Annotated in this window: 22 protein-coding genes, 1 pseudogene and 1 riboswitch; of the genes and pseudogenes, 17 read left to right on the forward strand and 6 right to left on the reverse strand. The window is 41.8% G+C overall.

Annotated elements, in window-relative coordinates:
• The first annotated feature begins 547 nt into the window (after nt 1-547).
• From cls to GEZ89_RS05455, 10 genes are all read left to right on the forward strand, one after another.
• Nucleotides 548-2,080 carry a cardiolipin synthase gene (cls, locus tag GEZ89_RS05410; protein ID WP_153225250.1) on the forward strand — a complete coding sequence of 511 codons (1,533 nt, stop codon included), beginning with the start codon at nt 548-550 and terminating at the stop codon, nt 2,078-2,080.
• 108 nt (nt 2,081-2,188) lie between these two features.
• A riboswitch (TPP riboswitch) is annotated at nt 2,189-2,291 on the forward strand.
• 76 nt (nt 2,292-2,367) lie between these two features.
• On the forward strand, nt 2,368-2,658 hold the full coding sequence (locus tag GEZ89_RS05415; protein WP_153225251.1) for a thiamine-binding protein: 291 nt from the start codon (nt 2,368-2,370) through the stop codon (nt 2,656-2,658).
• On the forward strand, nt 2,621-3,379 hold the full coding sequence (locus GEZ89_RS05420; protein ID WP_194251833.1) for an ABC transporter permease: 759 nt from the start codon (nt 2,621-2,623) through the stop codon (nt 3,377-3,379). The genes GEZ89_RS05415 and GEZ89_RS05420 overlap by 38 nt, the downstream gene beginning before the upstream one ends.
• A 38-nt stretch (nt 3,380-3,417) precedes the next feature.
• Complete coding sequence (locus GEZ89_RS05425) at nt 3,418-4,425, forward strand: ABC transporter substrate-binding protein (RefSeq protein WP_153225253.1); 1,008 nt, start codon at nt 3,418-3,420, stop codon at nt 4,423-4,425.
• The gene (locus tag GEZ89_RS05430; RefSeq protein WP_153225254.1) at nt 4,425-5,153 is read left to right on the forward strand and encodes an ABC transporter ATP-binding protein; all 729 of its coding nucleotides are present in this window, start codon (nt 4,425-4,427) and stop codon (nt 5,151-5,153) included. The genes GEZ89_RS05425 and GEZ89_RS05430 overlap by 1 nt, the downstream gene beginning before the upstream one ends.
• Before the next feature lie 114 nt (nt 5,154-5,267).
• A complete protein-coding gene (locus GEZ89_RS05435; protein ID WP_001237459.1) occupies nt 5,268-5,726 on the forward strand; it encodes a CtsR family transcriptional regulator in 459 nt (152 codons plus the stop codon).
• 6 nt (nt 5,727-5,732) lie between these two features.
• Nucleotides 5,733-8,165 carry an ATP-dependent Clp protease ATP-binding subunit gene (locus tag GEZ89_RS05440; protein ID WP_153225255.1) on the forward strand — a complete coding sequence of 811 codons (2,433 nt, stop codon included), beginning with the start codon at nt 5,733-5,735 and terminating at the stop codon, nt 8,163-8,165.
• A 248-nt stretch (nt 8,166-8,413) separates the two neighbouring features.
• Nucleotides 8,414-9,472, forward strand: a complete 1,059-nt coding sequence (locus GEZ89_RS05445; protein WP_153225256.1) for an AAA family ATPase — start codon at nt 8,414-8,416, stop codon at nt 9,470-9,472.
• 9 nt (nt 9,473-9,481) lie between these two features.
• A complete protein-coding gene (gene pnuC / locus GEZ89_RS05450) occupies nt 9,482-10,258 on the forward strand; it encodes a nicotinamide riboside transporter PnuC (RefSeq protein ID WP_153225257.1) in 777 nt (258 codons plus the stop codon).
• 1 nt (nt 10,259) lies between these two features.
• Nucleotides 10,260-11,033, forward strand: coding sequence for an NUDIX domain-containing protein (locus GEZ89_RS05455; protein ID WP_153225258.1), 774 nt, complete (start codon nt 10,260-10,262; stop codon nt 11,031-11,033).
• A 212-nt stretch (nt 11,034-11,245) separates the two neighbouring features.
• Here GEZ89_RS05455 and GEZ89_RS05460 read toward each other — a convergent pair whose 3' ends face one another.
• Nucleotides 11,246-11,476, reverse strand: coding sequence for a hypothetical protein (locus tag GEZ89_RS05460; RefSeq protein ID WP_153225259.1), 231 nt, complete (start codon nt 11,474-11,476; stop codon nt 11,246-11,248).
• 280 nt (nt 11,477-11,756) lie between these two features.
• Here GEZ89_RS05460 and GEZ89_RS05465 point away from each other — a divergent pair, with 280 nt between their 5' ends.
• From GEZ89_RS05465 to GEZ89_RS05475, 3 genes and pseudogenes are all read left to right on the forward strand, one after another.
• Nucleotides 11,757-12,449, forward strand: coding sequence for a hypothetical protein (locus GEZ89_RS05465; RefSeq protein ID WP_153225260.1), 693 nt, complete (start codon nt 11,757-11,759; stop codon nt 12,447-12,449).
• A 211-nt stretch (nt 12,450-12,660) separates the two neighbouring features.
• Entirely contained in the window at nt 12,661-13,347 is a 687-nt protein-coding gene (locus GEZ89_RS05470) for a YoaK family protein (RefSeq protein ID WP_153225261.1), read from the forward strand.
• Between the two features lie 107 nt (nt 13,348-13,454).
• A pseudogene (locus tag GEZ89_RS05475) lies at nt 13,455-13,784 on the forward strand (group II intron maturase-specific domain-containing protein); the annotation flags it as partial.
• Between the two features lie 65 nt (nt 13,785-13,849).
• Here the strand turns inward: GEZ89_RS05475 and GEZ89_RS05480 are convergent.
• From GEZ89_RS05480 to GEZ89_RS05500, 5 genes are all read right to left on the reverse strand, one after another.
• Nucleotides 13,850-16,501: a valine--tRNA ligase gene (locus GEZ89_RS05480; RefSeq protein ID WP_153225262.1), complete on the reverse strand. Its 2,652-nt coding sequence runs from the start codon at nt 16,499-16,501 to the stop codon at nt 13,850-13,852.
• Complete coding sequence (locus GEZ89_RS05485; protein WP_153225263.1) at nt 16,494-17,072, reverse strand: AAA family ATPase; 579 nt, start codon at nt 17,070-17,072, stop codon at nt 16,494-16,496. Before GEZ89_RS05485 ends, GEZ89_RS05480 begins: the two co-directional genes overlap by 8 nt.
• Complete coding sequence (locus tag GEZ89_RS05490) at nt 17,072-17,632, reverse strand: GNAT family N-acetyltransferase (RefSeq protein ID WP_153225264.1); 561 nt, start codon at nt 17,630-17,632, stop codon at nt 17,072-17,074. Before GEZ89_RS05490 ends, GEZ89_RS05485 begins: the two co-directional genes overlap by 1 nt.
• On the reverse strand, nt 17,619-18,197 hold the full coding sequence (locus GEZ89_RS05495) for a flavin reductase family protein (RefSeq protein WP_153225265.1): 579 nt from the start codon (nt 18,195-18,197) through the stop codon (nt 17,619-17,621). The genes GEZ89_RS05490 and GEZ89_RS05495 overlap by 14 nt, the downstream gene beginning before the upstream one ends.
• 336 nt (nt 18,198-18,533) lie before the next feature.
• Nucleotides 18,534-18,929 carry a helix-hairpin-helix domain-containing protein gene (locus tag GEZ89_RS05500; RefSeq protein WP_153225266.1) on the reverse strand — a complete coding sequence of 132 codons (396 nt, stop codon included), beginning with the start codon at nt 18,927-18,929 and terminating at the stop codon, nt 18,534-18,536.
• A gap of 215 nt (nt 18,930-19,144) precedes the next feature.
• On the opposite strand from GEZ89_RS05500, the gene GEZ89_RS05505 reads away from it, so the two are divergent.
• Genes GEZ89_RS05505 through GEZ89_RS05520 form a run of 4 tightly spaced genes read left to right on the forward strand, consistent with a single transcriptional unit; the run spans nt 19,145 to nt 23,858 of the window.
• Nucleotides 19,145-19,897 (forward strand): isoprenyl transferase, encoded by a 753-nt coding sequence (locus GEZ89_RS05505; RefSeq protein ID WP_075231150.1) that lies wholly within the window; start codon nt 19,145-19,147, stop codon nt 19,895-19,897.
• An 8-nt stretch (nt 19,898-19,905) separates the two neighbouring features.
• A complete protein-coding gene (locus GEZ89_RS05510) occupies nt 19,906-20,709 on the forward strand; it encodes a phosphatidate cytidylyltransferase (RefSeq protein ID WP_153225267.1) in 804 nt (267 codons plus the stop codon).
• 21 nt (nt 20,710-20,730) lie between these two features.
• A complete protein-coding gene (gene rseP / locus GEZ89_RS05515; RefSeq protein ID WP_153225268.1) occupies nt 20,731-21,987 on the forward strand; it encodes an RIP metalloprotease RseP in 1,257 nt (418 codons plus the stop codon).
• A 17-nt stretch (nt 21,988-22,004) separates the two neighbouring features.
• Nucleotides 22,005-23,858, forward strand: coding sequence for a proline--tRNA ligase (locus GEZ89_RS05520; protein WP_153225269.1), 1,854 nt, complete (start codon nt 22,005-22,007; stop codon nt 23,856-23,858).
• The last annotated feature ends 192 nt before the right edge of the window (nt 23,859-24,050 follow it).

Below are 24,050 nucleotides of genomic sequence, written 5' to 3' on the forward strand. Positions count from 1 at the left end.
CATCAATCCCAAATACTGTACGCATGATATTACCTCTTTTGTCTTGAATAATTCCGTGTTTTAGTGATTTTATTTTCAATACGCGACGTCTAGCGTCCCACATACTTTGATCAAATTCCACCTAAAACAGGTGTCTTTCCAGTTTGTCAAGCGACGTCTAGCGCCAAAGAGCCCTACGACTTTACAAGACACCTCTACTTTAACATAAAGAAAAAGTAGTGAGTACTCTCTCCCGTCGGAGATTTTCTCACTACTAATCTTAGTATGTTTTCTACAACAAAATAGGCTCCATAATATCTATAGGGGATTTACCCACTACAAATATTATAGAGCCACTATAAAAAGCTAGAGTTCCACAATTGGGAATATCTAGCTTTTTTGTGGCTGAGAACTATTTTGTCGCAGACTTTTTTAAATGATTTTATAGGTAGAACTATCGGCCTAAACAGAAAAGACTTGCTAAGTTTTATGAAAGTAAGTATACTAGAAGGTAACAAGCGCTTTCAGCTAGTTGCTTTGGAGTTTATTTAGAAATTGAGAGGGAGTTATGGGGACTAGAAAATTTCGACTATTGATGTCCAAGTATGGTTTTAGCATTGCGATTATTCTGATAGAATTATTTGTAGTTTTTGCAGTCATTCTTTACATGAGCCAGATTGCTCCACTTGTTTGGGTTGCTCTTGTATTTCTTGTCAGCGTGGCGACTGTTTTAGCCATTGTCAATCGTTCTATGTCTCCTGAAAGCAAGGTGACGTGGTTGATTGTCACTTTTGTCCCTGTTTTTGGCCCCTTGCTTTATATCATGTTTGGTGAGCGTCGGTTATCAAAAAAGGAATTTAAACAATTACAGGAACTTCGTTCTATCACATCTCATGAAAAGCGCGAACATAGTCTTCATCAAGACATACAGAAAACTGATAAATCTGCCTACGGGATTATCAATGCCTTATTGCATATGGACAGTAATGCAGAAGTTTATGATCAGACAGACTCACAATTCTTTTCAAATGGTAAGGAAATGTGGCAGCAGATGCTGGAGGATTTGAAGAGGGCTGAAAAATTTATTTTTCTAGAATACTACATTGTCGAAGAAGGCTTGATGTGGGATAGTATGCTCGAAGTTCTAGAAGAAAAAGCTGCTCAGGGTGTTGAAGTTAAGATGCTCTACGACGATATCGGCTGTATGGTGACCCTGCCAGGTGATTATACAGTGCATCTCCGATCTCGAGGAATTGAGGCTCATAAGTTTAATAAGGTAATTCCTCGTATGACAGTGGCCTATAATAACCGAGATCACCGCAAAATTTTGGTCATTGATGGGCAGATTGCCTATACTGGTGGCGTCAATCTTGCGGATGAGTATATAAATCAGATTGAACGTTTTGGACATTGGAAAGATAGTGGGATTCGGATCGATGGTCCGGCGACTCAAGCCTTTACAAGACTATTTCTCATGAACTGGTACATCAACCGTGGAGAAATCAGTGATTTTGATCAGTATCATTTGGAAAATCAGACACGACTAGGTGGCGGGCTATGTATCCCATATGGAAGTGGACCAAAGCCTATCTATAGAATGAAGGTGGGTAAAATTGTCTATCAAAACCTGATTAATCAAGCGGAAGATTTTGTCTATATCACCACGCCTTATCTCATTATTGATTATGATTTGACAGAGGATATCAAAAATGCGGCTATGCGAGGCGTAGATGTGAGAATTATAACTCCATTTATCCCAGATAAAAAGCTCATACAGTTAGTAACTCGAGGTTCTTATCCTGATCTTTTGTCTGCTGGTGTACGTATCTACGAGTATACTCCTGGTTTTATCCATAGTAAGCAAATGATTGTTGATGATCGATTTGCGGTTGTTGGAACCATAAATCTTGATTATCGCAGCTTGGTTCACCACTATGAAAATGCAGTTTTATTATATGAAACACCATCGATTGTAGATATTCGTAAGGACTTTGAAGAAATTTTTGAAGAGTCGCAAGAAATTTTTCCTGGAACAATCAAGCCTACCTGGTATCAAACATTAATCAAAGAAGTAGTTCAATTATTCGCCCCTATGCTTTAATTGGAAGAATTAACTGAGAATAAATGATTAGAGGGAGAGGTGGAGAACCGCCTCTTTTTCTGTAAGCAGTTTCCTTGACATCTTGTTTATTTTGCGTTATCATATGTCCATATAATATATGGGAGTCTGTGTACAGTCTGAGAGGAAGTGTTAAACTTCGACCGCACCTGATCTGGGTAATGCCAGCGTAGGGAACGAATACTTGGCCTAATTTTGCACCTTTTTCATATATGAAAGAGGTTTTTCTTTTTTTACAAAGAAAAACTGTAACTTAGAAGGAGGTTTTTATGAAAGCAAGCATTGCTTTACAAGTCTTGCCCCTGTCACAAGGGATTGACCGCATAGCCCTTATTGATCAAGTTATTGCTTATCTGCAGGCTCAAGGAGTGTCCATGGTGGTGACACCTTTTGAAACAGTCCTAGAAGGAAACTTTGAGGAACTGATGCGTATTCTCAAAGAAGCTTTAGAAGTGGCAGGTCAAGGGGCAGATAATGTTTTTGCCAATGTCAAAATAAATGTAGGAGAGATTTTAAGTATTGATGAGAAACTTGAAAAGTATCATGAGACGGCATATTAGTCTGCTAGGATTTTTGGGTGTCTTATCTCTTTGGCAGGTGGCAGGTTTCTTAAAACTCCTACCAAAGTTTATCTTGCCGACACCACTTGAAATCCTCAAGTCTTTTGTTCGTGACAGAGAATTTCTTTGGTACCATAGTTGGGCAACCTTGAAAGTAGCCTTGTTAGGTCTAGTGTTAGGTGTCTTGATAGCCTGTATCATGGCCGTCCTTATGGATAGTCTGGGCTGGCTCAATGATCTGATTTATCCTATGATGGTGGTTGTCCAGACCATACCGACCATTGCCATAGCCCCTATCCTGGTTTTATGGTTAGGTTATGGAATCTTGCCCAAGATTGTCTTGATTATCTTGACGACAACCTTCCCTATTATCGTCAGTATTCTAGATGGATTTAGGCATTGTGACAAGGATATGCTGACCTTGTTTAGTCTGATGCGAGCCAATCCTTGGCAAATTCTCTGGCATTTTAAAATCCCTGTCAGCCTGCCTTACTTTTATGCAGGACTGAGGGTGAGTGTCTCCTACGCCTTTATCACAACAGTGGTATCTGAGTGGTTGGGAGGCTTTGAAGGACTAGGTGTCTACATGATTCAGTCTAAAAAACTGTTTCAGTATGATACCATGTTTGCGATTATTATTCTGGTATCGCTTATCAGCCTTCTGGGTATGAAGCTGGTCGATGTCAGTGAAAAATATGTGATTAAATGGAAACGTTCATAGAACAATAACGTTTGAGAAAAAGAAAAGAGGAAATAAAAATGAAGAAAACATGGAAAGTGTTTTTAACGATTGTAACAGCTCTTGTAGCTGTCGTGCTTGTGGCTTGTGGTCAAGGAACTGCTTCTAAGGACAATAAAGAAGCAGAACTCAAAAAAATTGATTTTATCCTAGACTGGACACCAAATACCAACCATACAGGGCTTTATGTAGCTAAAGAAAAAGGTTATTTCAAGGAAGCTGGAGTGGATGTTGATTTGAAATTGCCACCTGAAGAAAGCTCGTCAGACTTAGTTATCAATGGCAAGGCGCCATTTGCTATCTATTTCCAAGATTACATGGCTAAGAAATTGGAAAAAGGGGCAGGAATCACTGCCGTTGCCGCTATAGTTGAACACAATACATCAGGAATCATCTCTCGTAAGTCTGACAATGTTAGCAGTCCAAAAGACTTAGTTGGTAAGAAATACGGAACCTGGAATGACCCGACTGAGCTTGCTATGTTGAAAACCTTGGTAGAATCTCAAGGTGGAGACTTCGAGAAGGTTGAAAAAGTACCAAACAATGACTCAAACTCGATCACACCGATTGCCAACGGCGTTTTTGACTCTGCTTGGATTTATTATGGTTGGGATGGAATTCTTGCCAAATCTCAAGGTGTAGATGCCAACTTCATGTACTTAAAAGACTATGTAAAAGAGTTTGACTACTACTCACCAGTTATCATCGCTAACAACGATTATCTGAAAGACAATAAAGAAGAAGCTCGTAAAGTTATCCAAGCCATCAAAAAAGGCTACCAATATGCCATGGAGCACCCAGAAGAAGCTGCAGATATCCTCATCAAGAATGCACCTGAACTCAAGGATAAACGTGACTTTGTCATCGAATCTCAGAAATACTTGTCAAAAGAATACGCAAGCGACAAGGACAAATGGGGACAATTTGATGCTGACCGCTGGAATGCCTTCTACAAATGGGATAAAGAAAATGGTATCCTTAAAGAAGACTTGACAGACAAAGGCTTCACTAATGAATTTGTGAAATAATGACAGAAATTAGACTAGAACACGTCAGTTATGCCTATGGTCAGGAGAGGATTTTAGAGGATATCAATCTGAAAGTCACTTCAGGTGAAGTGGTTTCTATCCTAGGCCCAAGTGGTGTAGGAAAGACCACCCTCTTTAATCTGATCGCTGGGATTTTAGAAGTTCAGTCAGGGCGAATTGTCCTTGATGGTGAAGAAAATCCTAAGGGGCGCGTGAGTTATATGCTACAAAAGGATCTGCTCCTGGAGCACAAGACTGTGCTAGGAAATATCATCTTGCCCCTCTTGATCCAAAAGGTGGATAAGGCAGAAGCCATTGCCCGTGCAGATGAAATCCTTGCTACCTTTCAGTTGACGGCTGTACGGGACAAGTATCCTCATGAGCTTAGCGGCGGGATGCGCCAGCGTGTGGCCTTACTTCGCACTTACCTATTTGGGCATAAACTCTTTCTTCTCGACGAGGCCTTTAGTGCCTTGGATGAGATGACTAAGATGGAGCTTCATGACTGGTATCTTGATATTCATAAACAGCTAGGCCTGACGACACTCATCATTACGCATAGTATCGAGGAGGCCCTTAACCTTAGCGATCGTATCTATATCTTGAAAAATCGCCCTGGGCAGATTGTTTCAGAAATTAAACTAGATTGGTCTGAAGACGAGGACAAGGAAGTCCAAAAAATTGCTTATAAACGTCAAATCTTTGCAGAATTAGGCTTAGATAAGTAGAAAAATAGGGAGTTGGTGATGTTGAACTTTGCCAGCTCTTTTTTCTTTTAAAAATGAGAAAATTTCGGTATAATAGTCAAAGATAGTCAAGGTTTAAAGAGAGGTGGGTTTGTTATGAGACTTAAAAATACATCAGATCATATTGAGGCCTACATCAAGGCAATTTTAGATCAATCTGGTATTGTGGAGTTGCAACGGAGTCAGTTGGCAGATACTTTCCAGGTTGTTCCTAGTCAGATTAACTATGTGATTAAGACTCGTTTTACAGAAAGCAGGGGATACTTGGTTGAAAGTAAGCGTGGTGGTGGTGGCTACATTCGTATAGGACGGATCGAATTCTCCAACCACCATGAAATGCTCCGCGATTTACTGTATTCGGTGGGCGAAGAAGTCAGCCTAGTTATCTTTGAAGATGTTTTAAGACTCTTGTTTGAACAGGATTTAGTGACTCGTCAGGAGATGAATCTATTACTAGCGATGGCGACAGACCGGGTTTTAGGTGAGGATGCCAATCTTATCCGTGCCAATATGCTCCGACAGTTATTACAAGAGGTAGATAGAAAAGGAAAATAGAACTAAATGAAATATTCAAAAGCATTGAAAGAATGTATAGACAGTGCCTTTCTGGTCGCAAGTCATTTTGGAGCAGAATACCTAGAGTCTTGGCACCTATTGATTGCTATGGCCAATCATAGTTATAGTGTAGCTGGGGCAACTTTAAACGAATTTCCATATGAGATTGATCGTCTGGAGGAAGTTGCCGTAGAGCTGACTGAAACAAAGTATAGCGATAAGGAAAATTATCAGGAGTTGCCTTTTTCACACCGTTTGAAGGTATTGTTGTTGGAAGCAGAGCATGTAGCTTCTGTTGTGCATGCCAAGGTTTTAGGAACAGAGCACGTGCTTTATGCTATCTTACATGATGGCAATGCCTTGGCTACTCGTATTCTAGAAAAAGCGGGATTTTCTTACGAAGATCAGAAGGATCAGGTCAAGATTGCTGGACTTCGTCGTAGTCTTGAAGCGCGTGCTGGTTGGACTAGAGATGATTTGAAGGCCCTTCGTCAACGCCATCGTACGGTAGCGGACAAGCAAAATTCTATGGCTAATATGATGGGCATGCCTCAGACACCAAGTGGAGGTTTGGAAGATTATACGCATGATCTTACAGAGCAAGCTCGCTCAGGTAAATTGGAACCAGTCATCGGGCGTGACCAAGAAATCTCTCGTATGATTCAAATCTTGAGCCGTAAGACAAAAAATAATCCAGTCCTAGTTGGAGATGCAGGTGTCGGTAAAACAGCTCTAGCACTTGGTCTTGCGCAACGTATTGCCAACGGGGATGTACCTGATGAAATGGCTAAGATGCGAGTTTTAGAGCTTGATTTAATGAATGTGGTTGCGGGAACTCGTTTCCGTGGAGACTTTGAAGAACGTATGAACAATATCATCAAAGATATCGAGGAAGATGGCAAGGTCATCCTCTTTATCGATGAGCTTCATACCATTATGGGTTCAGGAAGTGGGATTGATTCGACCTTGGATGCGGCCAATATCCTGAAACCTGCCCTAGCGCGTGGAACTCTGAGAACTGTTGGGGCAACCACTCAGGAAGAATACCAAAAACACATCGAAAAAGATGCAGCCCTTTCTCGTCGCTTTGCAAAAGTGATGATTGAGGAACCAAGTGTGGCTGATAGTATGGCTATCTTGCGTGGCTTGAAGGCAACTTATGAGAAACACCACCATGTTCAAATTACAGATGATGCAGTCGAAACAGCTGTCAAAATGGCACATCGCTATTTGACTAGTCGTCACTTGCCAGACTCAGCGATTGATCTTTTGGATGAAGCGGCAGCAACTGTCCAAAATAAATCAAAGCACGCTAAAAAAGATGAGTCAGGCTTAACAGCTGCAGATAAGGCTTTGATGGATGGCAAATGGAAACAAGTAGCTCAGCTCATTTCAAAAGAACAGGAAGTTCCAGTCTATAAAGATCTAGTAAAAGAGTCTGATATTTTGACAACCTTGAGTCGCTTGTCAGGTATTCCAGTTCAAAAATTGACACAAACGGATGCCAAGAAGTATCTCAATCTTGAAACTGAACTGCATAAACGTGTTATCGGTCAGGAACAAGCGGTATCAAGCATCAGTCGTGCCATTCGCAGAAATCAATCGGGGATTCGCAATAACAAACGTCCAATTGGATCCTTTATGTTCCTAGGACCAACAGGTGTTGGTAAAACTGAATTAGCCAAAGCCTTGGCAGAAGTTCTCTTTGATGACGAGTCAGCTCTCATTCGTTTTGACATGAGTGAATACATGGAGAAATTCGCAGCTAGTCGTCTCAATGGAGCTCCTCCAGGTTATGTAGGCTACGAAGAGGGCGGAGAGTTGACCGAGAAGGTTCGTAACAAACCGTACTCAGTACTTCTCTTTGACGAGGTAGAAAAGGCCCACCCAGATATCTTTAATGTGCTCTTGCAGGTCTTGGATGATGGTGTCTTAACAGACAGTAAGGGTCGCAAGGTTGATTTCTCAAATACCATTATTATCATGACGTCAAACCTTGGTGCGACAGCTCTTCGTGATGACAAGACAGTCGGTTTTGGAGCTAAGGATATTCGTTTTGACCAAGAAAATATGGAAAAACGGATGTTCGAAGAGTTGAAAAAAGCTTATCGTCCAGAGTTTATCAACCGTATTGACGAAAAGGTGGTCTTCCACAGCTTGTCAAGTCAAGATATGCAGGAAGTGGTTAAGATTATGGTCAAACCATTGATTGCAAGTCTGGCAGAAAAAGGAATTGACTTGAAACTCCAAGCATCTGCCCTTAAGCTTCTAGCTCAGAAGGGATATGACCCAGAGATGGGAGCTCGCCCACTGCGCAGAACTCTGCAAACAGAAGTAGAAGACAAACTAGCAGAACTCCTTCTTACAGGTGAACTGAAAGAAGGTAAGACACTTAAAATTGGTGTCAAAGCTGGTCAGTTAAAATTTGAAATTGTTTAAAAATGTAAGGTTGGAACAGATTGTTTCAGCCTCTTTTTTTGGAAAGTTGTTACTCAAATAAGGATTTGGATTTTGCATTTAGTTTAAGGATTTCAAAACAGAATTCTCCTGATCAGGTTTTGCATATCAAGTAAAAAAATCTTATCATGTATCAACGTTTTTATAAAAAATAATAAAAAAGTGTTGACAAACAGAACAAGACATAGTATAATGCAAAATATAAAAAGTTATAAAAAGGTTGAAAAGACATGAAAAAAAAGATAGCGGTGGTTTTTGGAACCTTTGCTCCCTTGCATCAGGGGCATATTGATTTAATCCAAAGAGCAAAACGACAATGCGATGCTGTATGGGTGGTAGTTTCAGGCTATAAGGGAGATCGTGGTGAACAGGTTGGACTGACACTACAAAAGAGGTTTCGCTATATTCGTGAAGCATTTCGAGATGATGAGTTGACCTCTGTTTGTAAACTTGACGAAACTAATATCCCTCGCTATCCAATGGGCTGGCAGGAGTGGTTGGATCAGATGTTGCAGGCCATTTCCTATGACCAGACTGGTCAGGAGCTCATCTTTTTTGTAGGAGAGTCCGAATACCAACAAGAATTGTCAGAACGTGGTTTCGAGACTGTTTTGCAGGAAAGAAAATTTGGAATTTCGGCTAGCATGATTCGTGAAAATCCAAGCAAATATTGGAAATATATCGCTCAACCTTTCCGCCGTCAGTTTACGAAAAAAGTGTTGATTATGGGAAGTGCTAGTAATGGTAAAACAACTCTAGCCAAGGATTTAGCTCGCTTTTATGACGCGCCAGTCAGTCTGGAGTATGCTCGTGAGTATCAGATAAAAAATAATGTTCGAGATGATGAGCTTACTCCAAAAGACTATTATTACCTCCTTTTGGGCCAATATGACCAAACTTCCAAGTTAATCGATAGCAATGCCAATCGAGGCTTGGTCATTGCAGACACCAACTCATTGGTAACCAAGGGCTACTACGATTACTACATGGAAACTGAAGAGCAGGGGGACTTGTCCGTAGAAACATTTGATAATCTATTCGTTTCCATCTTAGCCAAGGAAAAGTGGGATTTAATCCTCTTTGTGCAACCTGTTGGCTCTTATGTTAATGATGGTTTTCGAGACATGACCATGGCAGAAGACCATATCCGTCATAGTTTTTCTCAGCATTTGGATATGATGAGGGAGCAATATCTGGCTACTATCCCTCATGTTTATCTAGCTGATGACTATCTAGGAAATTATGAAGCAGCAAAAGTAGCTATCGATGCCATTTACCAAGCAGATTAGGAGAAGAAAATGAAAAAAATAACTGAAAAAATCACTCGATTTATCGCAAACTTTAAAAATGTTCACGCAGAAGCTCGTAAAATTGGTTTTGAAGGAGTTATGCGTTTGCTTTGGAATGACCTCTTTGTGGGACGCAGTCTTTTCCAGTGGCTCTATTTGATTGCTTTATCAAGTGTCCCTCTTATTCTGGAGTTTACACAAAACACAGAAAGTCATGACTGGATTGGTCTCTTGGCCTCTTGGACAGGGATTGTCTGCGTTATCTTGGTAGCTGAAGGTCGGGCTAGCAACTATCTTTTTGGAGCTATTAACTCTGCAATCTATTTGGTCCTAGCTATGAATGCTACTTTCTACGGAGAAGTATTGACCACAGTTTATTTCTTTGTCATGCAGCCTATTGGTCTCTATACTTGGTTGTCTAATCGGATCAATGAGCAAGGAAGACCAGAGGAGTCTCACTTTGAAGCTAAGAAACTCGGTCTGATTGATTGGCTCAAGTACTTGGCCTTGACTGCTATCATCTGGATTGGCATGGGATTAGCCTACCAAAGTATCAGCAGTGCTCGTCCTTTCCGTGACAGTGTTACCGATGCGACCAATGGTGTTGGTCAGCTCTTGATGACACGTCTTTACCGTGAGCAATGGATTTTCTGGATTGCAACCAATCTCTTTAGTATTTACCTCTGGTGGGGTGAAAATATCCACATCCAAGGTATGTACTGGGTTTACACCATCAATAGTTTAGTCGGTTGGTACCAATGGACAAAAGCTGTCAGGGAGGGATAAGATGACTGAAACGATAATCTCGGCTGGAATGACAGAAAGAGAATATTTTGAGATTCATGCGACGGAGAAGGAATTTTTAGACTGGTACTGCAAACAGGATCTTCCTCAGTATGAAAAACCAAGCGTGACGGTGGATATGGTAGCTTATTGCTTTGTGGAAGGGAAAATCAAACTCTTGCTGATTCGTCGCAAGGCCCATCCTTATCAAAACTGTTTGGCTTTGGTCGGTGGTTTTATGGATAAGAGTGAAGATGCAAGGCATGCTTGCCAGCGTGAGGTGCGAGAGGAGGTTAACCTCGACCTTCCGTTGGAAAAAATCGAACAGTTGATGACAGTGTCTACCCCAGGTCGTGATCCGCGGGGCTGGACGGTTACTATCGCCCACTTGGTGTATCTACCTAGTCGAGCACTCGAACTCGTTCAAGCTGGAGATGATGCCAAGGATGTGGTTTTTGTCGATGTTGATTTTCAGACGGGCAAGTGTTTCCTAGAGGGACTAGAGTTGGAGGAGCATGCCTTCGCCTTTGACCATTATGCCATTATCCAAGAGTCTATTAAACGAATCCAAGGGCGTCTTGACTGGAATCCGACCTTCCTCTATCTACTAGAGGAGGAGTTCACTGTCTATGAAGGAACCGAATTAGTCAATCTCATCAACCCAGGACGACCAATCGTCAGCAATAACTTTCTCGTAAAATACGGTGAGTATGTAGAAGAAGTTGGGCTCAAACGAGTTCCTAAAAAGAAACCAAGAAAAACCTATCGATTGAAATAAAAAGCTTTAGGATAGAAATCGATAGACCAAGTCTCGATTTCCTAGTCTCAGTCCTGAGAAGTCTCAACAAATCCGATGGCTGGTTCATGTTTGAGAATAGAGAAAATAAAGTTTGTGTCAAAAGTCAATTCAACTATCGTGTCAAAGGTTTATTATTCATAAAAAATCGAGGTCGGGATTTTTCCCGGCCTCTTTTTGTTGTTATTTTTTGTTTAAGGATGTTTATCTTTTTTAGGATTACTCATAAAACGAATGAATAAATCTTTGTATTTATATTTTAAATAATGTTCATGTAAGTACAGTAGAGCTACGTAGACAATCATGAAAATGGCAGTTAGGTAGAACAAATCAAATGTTGTTTGAGCGTAATGAGTAGCAACTCCATAAGAAGAGAATGCACCAATAATCAACCAAGGAAGATATGTGTAATATTTCTTTGACATAAACCTACACCTCCAATATCCTATTTCAATTTTATTATAGCACTTCAAGAAAAAAATGCAAGCGATTACACTTTAAAATATAGCACTTTGTCAGGAAGAACTTTTGTGTTTTTTTAAATTCTTTACGAATAAAAGATATAGGAGGGGTAAGAAAATAAGTGTACTAAAAAATAATTCTAAAAAATTTTAGATAAATAGTTGACAGATTTAAAAACGAATATTACAATAATGTTACAAAAAAATTTCTTAACATTTCAAAAATGTTACAAAGGAGCATAAAATGAAAAATAAAACTTCTATCAAATTAATGGCCGCAACTGTACTCGCTTCAACATTGCTATTGGGGGCTTGTGGTAATAAGAAAGAGAATACTGTAAGCGATAGTTCTAGCAAGACAACACAAGCATCTTCTAGTTCTAAGGCAAGTTCTTCAAGTAAAGAGAACAAGACTCAGAAGTCCTCAAGTTCAGCTTCATCAGAAAAAGCTAAATCATCATCTTCCGATCAGTCAACGACTACTGCTAATCAATCGCAAGCAACACCAGCACCAGAAACAAGACAGAGTCAAGAAGCTTCTAACCAACAGGCATCTTCGCAAACTCCCTCAAATCAACAAGGTTCTCAAGCACAGACTAGCCAGTCGACTTATGACCCAACGACTGACCGCAAACTCCAAGACAAGCAAGCAGAGCAAAACAAACGTTACAAGGGTGTTCTAACCATGGTTGATGGAGATTTCTCTGCCGCAGCTGGAAACTGGAAGGGGGCTAATGGCGAGACTATCACGGTCTCATCAGCTGGTCAATTTACAGTAGAATCTGCTGATGGAAAGAAAGAAAATTACTCTATCCAAGGTTATGCCTATACTCTTGATGATGGTAAATATAATGCCAAAATTGGTGGAGGAAAAGTCATCCAAATTACAATAGGTGCAGATGGTACTGTTTCCAGTGTTGCTTTGATTAAGCCATAGACTTCAGTACAGAAACAATTTGTTTAAAATAGTTTAGTTGATAAGTACCTACAGCATTTGAAGTTGATAAGACGTCATAAATGAACTCCAGAGATGAGACTAACTTAGGAGTATATCTAATCATGTCTACCTGATCTGACTGTTTTTCACTTAGTTTCTTTCAGAGAAAGTGGTATAATGAAAAAATCAAAGGGAAACGAGTGATGAATCAATGCCAGATAAATTAATTTTACCTCAAAACACACGACTCATGGGAGTGTTCCTTGGCTTTATCGGTGGTTCTTTGGATGTATTCTGTCACATCCAGTACCATAGTTTGGTGGCAACGCAGACAGGGAACATTCTCCTACTGATATCAGATTGGCACGATTCACATGTCATCAATACCATGTTGAGATTCTGTTCTATTATATTCTTTTCCCTAGGCTTTCTGTTTGCCTTGTACATGAAAGAATATCGCAAAACAGCCTATTGGCGGGTTAAGATGCTACTTCCCTTATTTATCGGGACCCTTGTTTTGCCCTTCTTTTCTCGATTTCCTTTACTAGAAGTACCTTTTATTGCTTTTGGAACAGGCATGATGATGCTAACATTTACGGGTATTTTGATTGAAGATCATCCCTATGTCATTTTTATGACGTCTGGGAATTACCGAAAAATGTTGACTGCTTTGTATCGTATCGTTAGAGGAGAAGGAGATGTTCAAGAATATCGTCGTCAAGCCTTGAACTATGGTATTGTTGTAGGCAGTTTCGTAGTGGGTGCCATTAGCTTGGCTGTATCTATGCATTTTTTTCATGAATGGTCTATCTGGATTGTCAGCTTCAATTTGTTTTTGATCATGTCCTACTATATTGCTAGAGTGAAGCAACTCGATTTGCAAGATGAAAATATATAAAAAACGGCAAATCTCAATTTGAGGGATTTGCCGTTTTTGGTACGATGGACATGTCGTACATCTGAGGTGGAAGTCCTCTGTGGGACACTTACTACCAGTGAACTTTTGAGCAACTGAATTTGTCCATTAGGGGATGGATAAACTATTTCTCATTGGAAAATATGAAGCGCATAGTCACCAGCATAGATGAGCGCTTGCGTACTCGTCTACGAGTGATTATCTGGAAGCAATGGAAGAAGAAATCTAAACGACTGTCGGGCCTATTTAAGTTAGGAATTCCTAAAAGGATAGCAGATAAGGATCTGGCTGGGGTGAACACTATCAATTAGGGCTCAGAGGTCGGTACTTAAACGTGATATATCAAAACCAGTCCTCGAAAACGTGGACTGGTTTCTGGTTTGTATTATCTTGAACAGCATGCGTTAAAAGTTAGTTGAACTACCGTATGCCGAATGGCATGTACCATGGTGTGAGTGGGGTTAGTCTTAGCCGCTACTCGATTTTATTTCACCAACTTCTTCATCTCATCAATACGTGCGACAGTCGCATCATATTTCGCTTGGTAGTCGGCTTGTTTGTCGCGTTCTTTTTGGACGACTTCTGGTTTGGCATTGGCTACGAAGCGTTCGTTAGAGAGTTTCTTACCGACCATGTCCAGTTCTTTTTGCCATTTAGCAAGTTCTTTGTCGAGACGAGCGAGTTCTTCTTCGACATTGAGGAGGTCTGCGAGCGGCAGGTAGATTTCTGCTCCTGTGATGACGCTTGACATTGCAAGTTCAGGTGCAGGGATGGTTGATGCGATTTCCAAGTGTTCTGGATTTGTGAAGCGTTTGATGTAGTTGACATTGCTGTTAAAGAAAGTTTCCAAGTCGCTATCACTGGTTTTAACAAGAATTGTGATAGGCTTGCTTGGTGCTACGTTTACTTCCGCACGCGCATTACGAACAGCACGGATCAAGTCTTTAAGGCTTTCTACACCAGTGTGAGCAGCGAGGTCTTCAAAGGCTGGGTTAACAGTTGGGTATTCTGCTGTAACGATAGAGCCTTCTGAGATTTGTCCAAAGATTTCCTCTGTCACGAAAGGCATGATTGGGTGAAGGAGACGAAGGATCTTGTCCAAAGTGTAAAGGAGAACAGAACGTGTGATGACTTTCTCTTCTTCGTTATCGCTATAAAGGACTTCTTTGGTCAACTCAACATACCAGTCCGCAAACTCGTCCCAGATGAAGTTGTAGAGGATGTGTCCAGCAACACCAAACTCAAACTTGTCAAAGTTAGCAGTTGCTTTTCCGATTGTCTCATTGAGGTTGTGGAGAATCCAGCGGTCTGTGACGTTCCCAGCTTCCTTGTTAACAACTTTTTCCACATTTGCAGTTGCTTGCTCAAGGGTCAAGCCTTCATTGTTCATGAGGATGTAGCGAGAGATGTTCCAGATCTTGTTAATGAAGTTCCATGAGGCATCCATTTTCTCGTAAGAGAAGCGAACGTCTTGACCTGGTGCAGAACCGTTTGAAAGGAACCAACGAAGAGCATCGGCACCGTATTTCTCGATGACATCCATTGGATCAATCCCGTTACCGAGAGATTTAGACATCTTGCGTCCTTGCTCATCACGAATGAGACCGTGGATAAGGACGTTTTGGAATGGCTGACGACCAGTAAATTCCAAGGATTGGAAGATCATACGAGACACCCAGAAGAAGATGATGTCGTAACCTGTAACCAAGGTTGAAGTTGGGAAGTAGCGTTTGAAGTCTGCTGAGTCGACATCAGGCCAGCCCATAGTTGAGAACGGCCAAAGAGCAGAACTGAACCAAGTGTCCAAGACATCTTCGTCCTGAGTCCATCCGTCACCTTCTGGAGCTTCCTCACCGACATACATTTCACCCTCAGCATTATACCAAGCAGGGATTTGGTGACCCCACCAGAGCTGACGAGAGATAACCCAGTCGTGGACATTTTCCATCCATTGGAGGAAGGTATCGTTGAAACGAGGTGGGTAGAATTCAACCTTGTCCTCTGTGTCTTGGTTGGCGATAGCGTTCTTAGCCAATTGGTCCATTTTCACGAACCACTGCGTAGACAAGCGTGGTTCAACCACAACACCTGTACGTTCTGAGTGACCAACACTGTGGATACGTTTTTCGATTTTGACGAGGGCACCGATTTCTTCCAACTTAGCCACAACTGCCTTACGAGCTTCAAAACGGTCCATGCCTACAAATTCGAAGGCAAGCTCGTTCATAGTTCCGTCGTCGTTCATGACATTGACTTGTGGCAAGTTATGACGTTGACCAACCAAGAAGTCGTTTGGATCATGGGCAGGCGTGATTTTCACGACACCAGTACCAAACTCAGGGTCGGCGTGCTCGTCTCCCACGATTGGGATGAGTTTATTAGCGATTGGAAGGATGACGTTTTTACCGATCAAGTCCTTGTAGCGTGGGTCTTCTGGATTGACCGCAACGGCTACGTCCCCAAACATAGTCTCAGGACGAGTAGTGGCAACTTCAAGGGCACGTGAACCGTCTTCCAGCATATAGTTCATGTGGTAGAAGGCACCTTCTACGTCCTTGTGGATAACTTCAATATCAGAAAGGGCTGTGCGAGCTGCTGGGTCCCAGTTGATAATAAATTCACCACGGTAGATCCAACCTTTCTTGTAAAGGTCCACAAAGACCTTACGAACCGCTTTTGACAAACCTTCGTCAAGAGTGAAACGCTCACGAGAGTAATCGACAGAGAGCCCCATCTTGCCCCATTGTTCCTTGATAGTAGTCGCATATTCATCTTTCCATTCCCAGACTTTCTCGAGGAATTTCTCACGACCAAGGTCGTAACGGCTGATGCCCTCGCCACGCAAGCGCTCCTCAACCTTAGCCTGAGTTGCAATCCCAGCGTGGTCCATCCCTGGAAGCCAAAGCGTATCAAAGCCTTGCATGCGTTTTTGACGGATGATGATATCTTGCAAAGTTGTATCCCAAGCGTGACCAAGGTGGAGTTTCCCAGTTACGTTTGGTGGTGGAATCACGATTGAATAAGGCTTAGCCTTTTTATCGCCTGAAGGCTTGAAAACATCTTCGTCAAGCCATTTTTGGTAACGACCAGCCTCAACCTCGGCTGGATTGTATTTAGGTGAAAGTTCTTTAGACATGTGTGTGTCCTTTCTCTATTGTTTTCATTTTTTCTTGAATCTGCTTTGCGACTTCTTCTGCAGACAGATTCGTATTATCAATTTTCAGGTAGTGGTGAAGACCACTCGGTTGCTTTTGAGAATTAAGTTGATTTGTTTTATCAGTCTCTAAAATTTCTCTTTCAGATACCTCAAAATTCCGTTTCAAGGGTTTGTATTTCAACCGATTCTCTGTCCGATTGCGACGTAAGCGCTCCTCAAGAGACGTTTCTAATTCAACAAAGAGAATCTCTTGATGATACTCATTTAATAAATCTTGAATATCCTTCAAATACATCAGATGGTATTGATTTGAAAAATCAGTTACACCTGTTAAAATCACCGACCGATGATGCCTGGCGCTTGTTCCAAGAAAAGAAAAGTTAACGCTACGAACAAATTCCCACATTTCTTCCGTAAAATCCTGATAGATTTCGAGTGCGAAATCTATTGGTTGATGGTTGAAAAAGAGAGTCGCACTGGTGAGTTTTGAAAGTTCCTGACCAATGGTCATTTTCCCTGAGGCTGGAGCTCCAATGATGAAAACATGCATCAATCCGCCTCCCACTCACTCCTCAGCAAGCCATATCTCAAATCATCACAACGATTGCCTTGGGCATCTTTGCGATCCCTTATGCGAGCTTCAAGGGTGAAACCAAGTTTCTCAGCGACTCGTTGACTTTGGACATTGTAACCAAAACAAGTTAGTTCAATCTTGTGTAGGTTCAATTCTTTAAAAGCTAAATCAATCAAGGCACGGGCTGCTTCTGGCACATAACCGCGCCCCCAATAATCTGGGTGCAAGGTATAGCCAATCTCTAGCACATCATCTTCGTGGCGATGGGGAAAATCGACAGAACCAATGATTGTATCGGTCCCTTTAATCACAATTCCATAGCCTGCTGGGAGATTGTCCTTTTGATTACGCTCGGGAAGGATATGTTCTAGGTAATAAATCTCATCTTCCAAGGTTTTGACAGGTGGAAACCCTGCTGGGTAAGAGACTTCTGGACGACTGGCATAGCCAAAGATATCCTCAGCATCCGCCACTGTACGTACTCGCAAGACCAGTCGCTCCGTTTCGATTTGTTCTGGCAGTTCAGTTCTTGTCATTCTTCTTCCTCGCTTTCTTGATGAAGCTCCCTATAGGATCGACTCGGTCATCTAGATAACGATAAACGCGCTGATGGCCGTCACCCATAAAGTAAGTAGGTGCAAAGTGGTCATTTTTAAAACGGCCCTTGTCATCTAAGAGCTCTCGGTCAGCCAGTCGCTCGAGAATTTTGGCAAAGATATGACAGATGCCATCTTCCTCGATAATCCGATCTACCTGACAGTCCAATACGACTGGACAAGCCTCCAAGATTGGAGCCTGAGTCTGCTCAGAAATCTCGTAGACAAGCCCCAGGTGTTTCAACTTTTCCCGATGGCTGATGAAGCCTGCCTGTTCCATCTGGATCATGAAGTTTTCATCAGGGATGTTTACGGTAAACTGTTGATAATGCTTAATCTGGTCAGCCGCATTTTCCTCAGCACCAACCCCGATGACTAGCCAATCACCCAGGCTATAAGAGGAACTGCAGGTCGTGATATTGTGCCCAAAGTTCTGGTCCTGATAGCCCAAAATGAAGATAGGAAAACCATAGTAGAGCTTACTGGTGTTAAAAGATTGTTTCATGGCAACCTCCTTTGGCTAGGGGTGTAAAAGAAAAATCGCCCCTGCCATCTACATGACAGGGACGAATGTATTTATCCGCGGTACCACCCAAATTCGGGCAAAGCCCGCAACTCTCGTCTTTTTGTTTCTCTTTGATTAGGTTTGCAACTCGCTACCTTGTCCTAAAAGGAAACAAAAAGATTTATATTTCAATTTTTAATTTCATCCATTAGCAACCAGTTTTGACACATTGTGGACTTCTCAGCTCCGCCACTTTCTGTAAAATGTGGGATTCAAAACACCTCTAATGGCTATATTTTAACAAGTTTTTCACGGAAATGCAAGGGACAAGAAAGATTACTTGAACTTGATGCCGTTTTCTTTTAATTTCTTGATTGTAGCTGGACCGATTCCTTTCAGGGCAAGGAGTTCTTTTTCAGTCCAGTTTTTGAAATCAGCAGCAGACTTGATGCCTTCATCGTAGAAAGTTTTAGCACGGTCAAGTGGAAGTCCGCCTAGGTTAGCTGCGAACTCTTCAACAGAAGTCGTAACCTTGTGGGCTTGCTCTTTAGTTACTTCTACAGCTTTTTCTACTTGCTTAGAGACAGCTTTTCCAGCCTCGCTTGCGGCATGTTCTGCGTGTTTAACGACTTTTTTTGTCTCTTCGACAACCTTGTTTACAGCATTTGAAAACACACCTGAACGACGAAGGCTGTTTCTTAATTGTTTTTTACGTTGGAGTTTCTTTGACATCATAAAATCCTTTCAATAAAAAATCCCTGTGGCTGAACAAGGATCGAATCTCTATGGTTTTATTGTATCAACTTTCTTTAGGAATTGCAAGGCTTGGTATACTGGAAATATAGGAGATATATGGGAAATTTCACCGTAGAATGATAGACGATAATAGAAGAAAAATGAAAAATATGGTATAATGAAACGATAGATTTTTGAATAGGAATACAATCATGTTTGGATTTTTAAAAAAAGATAAAGCAACAGAAGCCCCCACAATGGTGCCCGACCACATCGGTGTTATTATGGATGGGAATGGCCGTTGGGCTAAAAAACGGATGCAGCCACGTGTCTTTGGGCATAAGGCTGGGATGGATGCATTGAGAAAGGTAGCGATTGCTGCTAGTGATATGGGTGTCAAAGCCTTGACGGTCTATGCCTTCTCAACTGAAAATTGGACACGTCCAGACCAGGAAGTCAAGTTTATCATGAATTTACCTGTTGAATTTTATGATAAGTTTGTTCCCGAATTGCATCAGAAGAACATGAAGATTCAAATGATTGGGGAGACTGATCGTTTGCCGAAGCAGACTTTTGATGCTCTTAAAAAGGCAGAAGAGCTGACTAAGTTAAATACAGGATTGATTCTCAATTTTGCCCTTAATTATGGTGGACGAGCTGAAATTACACAAGCGGTCAAGTTGATTGCACAGGATGTTTTAGATGCTAAGATCAATCCTGGTGATATCACAGAGGAATTGATTGGGGAATACCTCTTTACGGGACATTTGCCAAAAGTCTTGCGTGATCCTGACTTGATTATTCGGACCAGCGGTGAACTTCGTTTGAGTAATTTCTTGCCTTGGCAGGCTGCTTATAGCGAGCTCTATTTCACGGATGTCTTGTGGCCTGACTTTGATGAGGAAGCCTTGAAAGATGCTATCATCGAGTACAATCGTCGCAACCGTCGTTTTGGAGGAGTTTAGGAGATATTATGATACAGGATTTACAAAAGAGAACCCTTTTTGCTATCTTGGCCTTGGCTATCTTTATCCCAATCTTGGCGATTGGTGGCTTATGGCTCCAGATTGCCATGGGGGTTGTGGCTATGTTGGGAGTACATGAGTTACTGCGCATGAAGGGTTTAAATACCATGACGCCTGAAGGTCTCTTGACTTTACTAGCGACTTTTGCTCTGACCGTACCTTTGGAAAACTACTGGAAGTTTTTACCTGTAGATGGGAATGTTGTAGCTTATAGTGTCGTGATACTGATTTTACTAGGGGCAACAGTCTTCAGCAAGAACTATACTATTGAGGATGCTGTTTTTCCGATTGCCATGAGTTTTTATGTTGGCTTTGGTTTTAATGCTTTGGTCGATGCTCGTATTGCAGGTTTGGATAAGGCGCTTTTGGGACTGTGTATGGTCTGGGCAACCGATAGTGGTGCTTATCTGGTAGGGATGAAGTTTGGTAAGAGAAAGCTAGCTCCGAGAGTTTCCCCTAACAAGACCATAGAGGGTGCTATGGGGGGTATCGTGGCTGCTATGCTAGTGACTTTGATTTTTATGCTAGTTGATAGTACCGTTGCTTTACCTTATGGAATTTACAAAATGATGGTCTTTGCTATTTTCTTTAGTATAGCTGGTCAGTTGGGCGATTTGATTGAAAGTGCTATGAAACGTCACTTTGGTGTCAAAGACTCAGGCAAGTTTATCCCAGGTCATGGTGGGGTATTGGATCGTTTTGATTGCATGCTGGCTGTCTTCCCTATTATGCACCTCTTTGGCTTATTTTAAGGAAAGGTAAATAGAAATTAAATGATAGGATTACTAACATTTATCCTGGTCTTTGGGATTACCGTAGTGGTTCACGAATTCGGACATTTTTACTTTGCTAAGAAATCTGGAATTTTGGTTCGTGAATTTGCCATCGGTATGGGCCCCAAAATCTTTGCCCACATCGGAAAAGATGGAACTGCTTATACCATTCGTCTCCTGCCACTTGGTGGGTACGTTCGCATGGCCGGTTGGGGTGAAGATACGACAGAAATCAAGACTGGAACTCCCGCAAGCTTAACATTGGCAGTGGATGGCAAGGTCAAGCGTATCAATCTCTCTGGTAAAAAGATTGACCAGACAGCTCTGCCTATGCAGGTTACTCAGTTTGATTTTGAGGACAAACTCTTTATTAGAGGCTTGGTCTTGGAAGAAGAGAAAACCTTCTCAGTAGACCATGATGCGACCATTGTGGAAGCTGATGGAACGGAAGTTCGTATCGCTCCTTTAGATGTTCAATATCAAAATGCGACTGTCTGGGGTAAAATGATCACCAACTTTGCTGGCCCTATGAATAACTTTATTCTAGGAGTCATCGTTTTTTGGATCTTGATTTTCATGCAAGGCGGTGTTCGTGATACGCAAACGAATAACTTCAATATTATTCCAGATAGCGCTTTGGCTAAGGTTGGTGTTGAAAATACGGCCCAAATCACTAAGGTCGGCAGTCACGAGATTTCAAACTGGGCAGATTTAATTCAGGCTGTTGATGCAGAAACCAAGGATAAAACAGCGCCTGTTTTGGATGTGACTATTGCTGAGAGTGGAACTGAAAAACAAGTGAGTGTGGCACCTGAAGAAAGTCAAGGTCGTTATATCCTGGGTGTTCAGCCAAGACTCAAATCAGATATCTGGTCCATGTTTATGGGTGGATTTACAAGTGCGGCTGACTCAGCCTTGCGTATTCTCAATGCTTTGAAAAGCTTGATCTTCCAACCAGATTTGAATAAGCTAGGCGGTCCTGTTGCTATCTTTAAGGCAAGTAGTGATGCTGCTAAAAATGGTCTTGAGAATGTCTTGTTCTTCTTGGCTATGATTTCCATCAATATCGGGATTTTTAACTTGATTCCAATCCCTGCGCTAGATGGTGGAAAAATCGTGCTCAATATCCTAGAAGCGATCCGTCGCAAACCACTAAAACAAGAAATTGAAACCTATGTCACTCTGGTTGGAGTTGTCATTATGGTCGTATTGATGCTCGCTGTAACATGGAACGACATCATGCGAACCTTCTTTTAAGAATTAGAGGAGTAATTATGAAACAAAGTAAAATGCTTATCCCAACGCTTCGCGAAATGCCAAGCGATGCTCAAGTTATCAGCCACGCCCTTATGTTGCGTGCTGGTTATGTTCGTCAAGTATCTGCAGGTGTCTATTCCTACCTGCCACTTGCTAACCGTGTTATCGAAAAAGCCAAGAACATCATGCGTCAAGAGTTTGAGAAGATGGGTGCCGTTGAGATGTTGACTCCAGCCCTTCTAAGCGCTGACCTTTGGCGTGAATCTGGCCGTTATGAAACCTACGGGGAAGACTTATATAAATTGAAAAACCGTGAGAAGTCAGACTTTATCTTGGGTCCAACTCACGAAGAAACCTTCACAGCTATTGTCCGTGATTCTGTTAAGTCTTACAAGCAATTACCACTGAACTTGTACCAAATCCAGCCTAAGTACCGTGATGAAAAACGTCCACGTAATGGACTTCTTCGTACCCGTGAGTTCATCATGAAAGATGGTTATAGCTTCCATGCTAACTACGATAGCTTGGATGTAACTTATGATGAGTACAAGGCGGCCTATGAGCGTATCTTCACTCGTAGTGGTTTGGACTTCAAAGCAATCATTGGTGACGGTGGAGCTATGGGTGGTAAGGATAGCCAAGAATTTATGGCCATCACACCTGCTCGTACAGACCTTGACCGTTGGGTTGTTTTAGACAAGTCAGTTGCATCATTTGATGAAATCCCTGATCAAGTGCAAGAAGAAATCAAGGCAGAATTGCTCAAATGGATGGTTTCTGGTGAAGATACCATTGCCTACTCAAGTGAATCAAGCTATGCAGCTAACTTGGAAATGGCAACCAACGAGTACAAACCAAGCAATCGTGTTGTGACTGAAGATCAAGTGGCTCGCGTGGAAACACCAGGTGTCAAATCGATTGATGAAGTCGCAGCCTTCTTGAATGTCTCTGAAGAGCAAACAATCAAGACCTTAGTTTATATCGCAGATGAGGAGCCAGTTGTGGCTTTACTCGTTGGCAATGACCAGCTCAATGAAGTCAAATTGAAAAACTACCTTGGAGCAGATTTCTTGGAACCTGCAACTGAGGCAGAAGTGAAAGAATTGTTGGGAGCGGACTTTGGTTCACTTGGCCCAGTAGATCTTCCAGAAAATGTCAAGATTATCGCAGACCGCAAGGTACAAGATAGCCGCAATGCTGTTGTTGGTGCCAACCAAGATGGTTACCACTTGACTGGTGTCAACCCAGGTCGTGACTTCACTGCCGAGTATGTGGATATCCGTGAAGTTCGTGAAGGTGAAATTTCTCCAGATGGACAAGGTATTCTTAACTTTGCGCGTGGTATCGAGATTGGTCACATCTTTAAACTGGGTACTCGTTACTCAGCAAGTATGGGTGCAGATGTCTTGGATGAAAATGGCCGTGCTGTGCCAATCATCATGGGTTGCTACGGTATCGGTGTCAGCCGTCTCCTTTCAGCAGTTATGGAGCAACACGCTCGTCTCTTTGTTAACAAAACGCCTAAAGGTGAATACCGTTACGCTTGGGGAATCAATTTCCCTAAAGAATTGGCTCCGTTTGATGTGCATTTGATTCCAGTTAATGTCAAGGATGAAGCAAGTCTTGAATTGACTAATCGTATCGAAGAAGCCTTAGTCAACAAAGGCTACGAAGTCTTGACAGATGACCGTAACGAACGTGTCGGTGTTAAATTCAGTGATAGCGACCTGATTGGTCTTCCAATCCGTATCACTGTTGGTAAAAAAGCAGCTGACGGTATCGTAGAAGTGAAGATCAAGGCGACAGGAGATACAATCGAAGTTCACGCAGATAACTTGCTTGAAACCCTTGAAATCTTAACTAACAAATAAAATCTATAATCAGAAGAAAAACAAGACAAAAATGTAACTAGTTTTTGCCTTGTTTTTTCTGTATAATGAGAGAAAGTAAGACTCAATGAAAATCAAAGAGCAAACTAGGAAACTAGCCGCAGGTTGCTCAAAACACCGTTTTGAGGTTGTGGATAGAACTGACGAAGTCAGTAACACATATACGGCAAGGCG

Source organism: Streptococcus mitis, assembly GCF_009496285.1.
In the GTDB taxonomy this organism is placed as follows: Bacteria; Bacillota; Bacilli; order Lactobacillales; family Streptococcaceae; genus Streptococcus; species Streptococcus mitis_BP.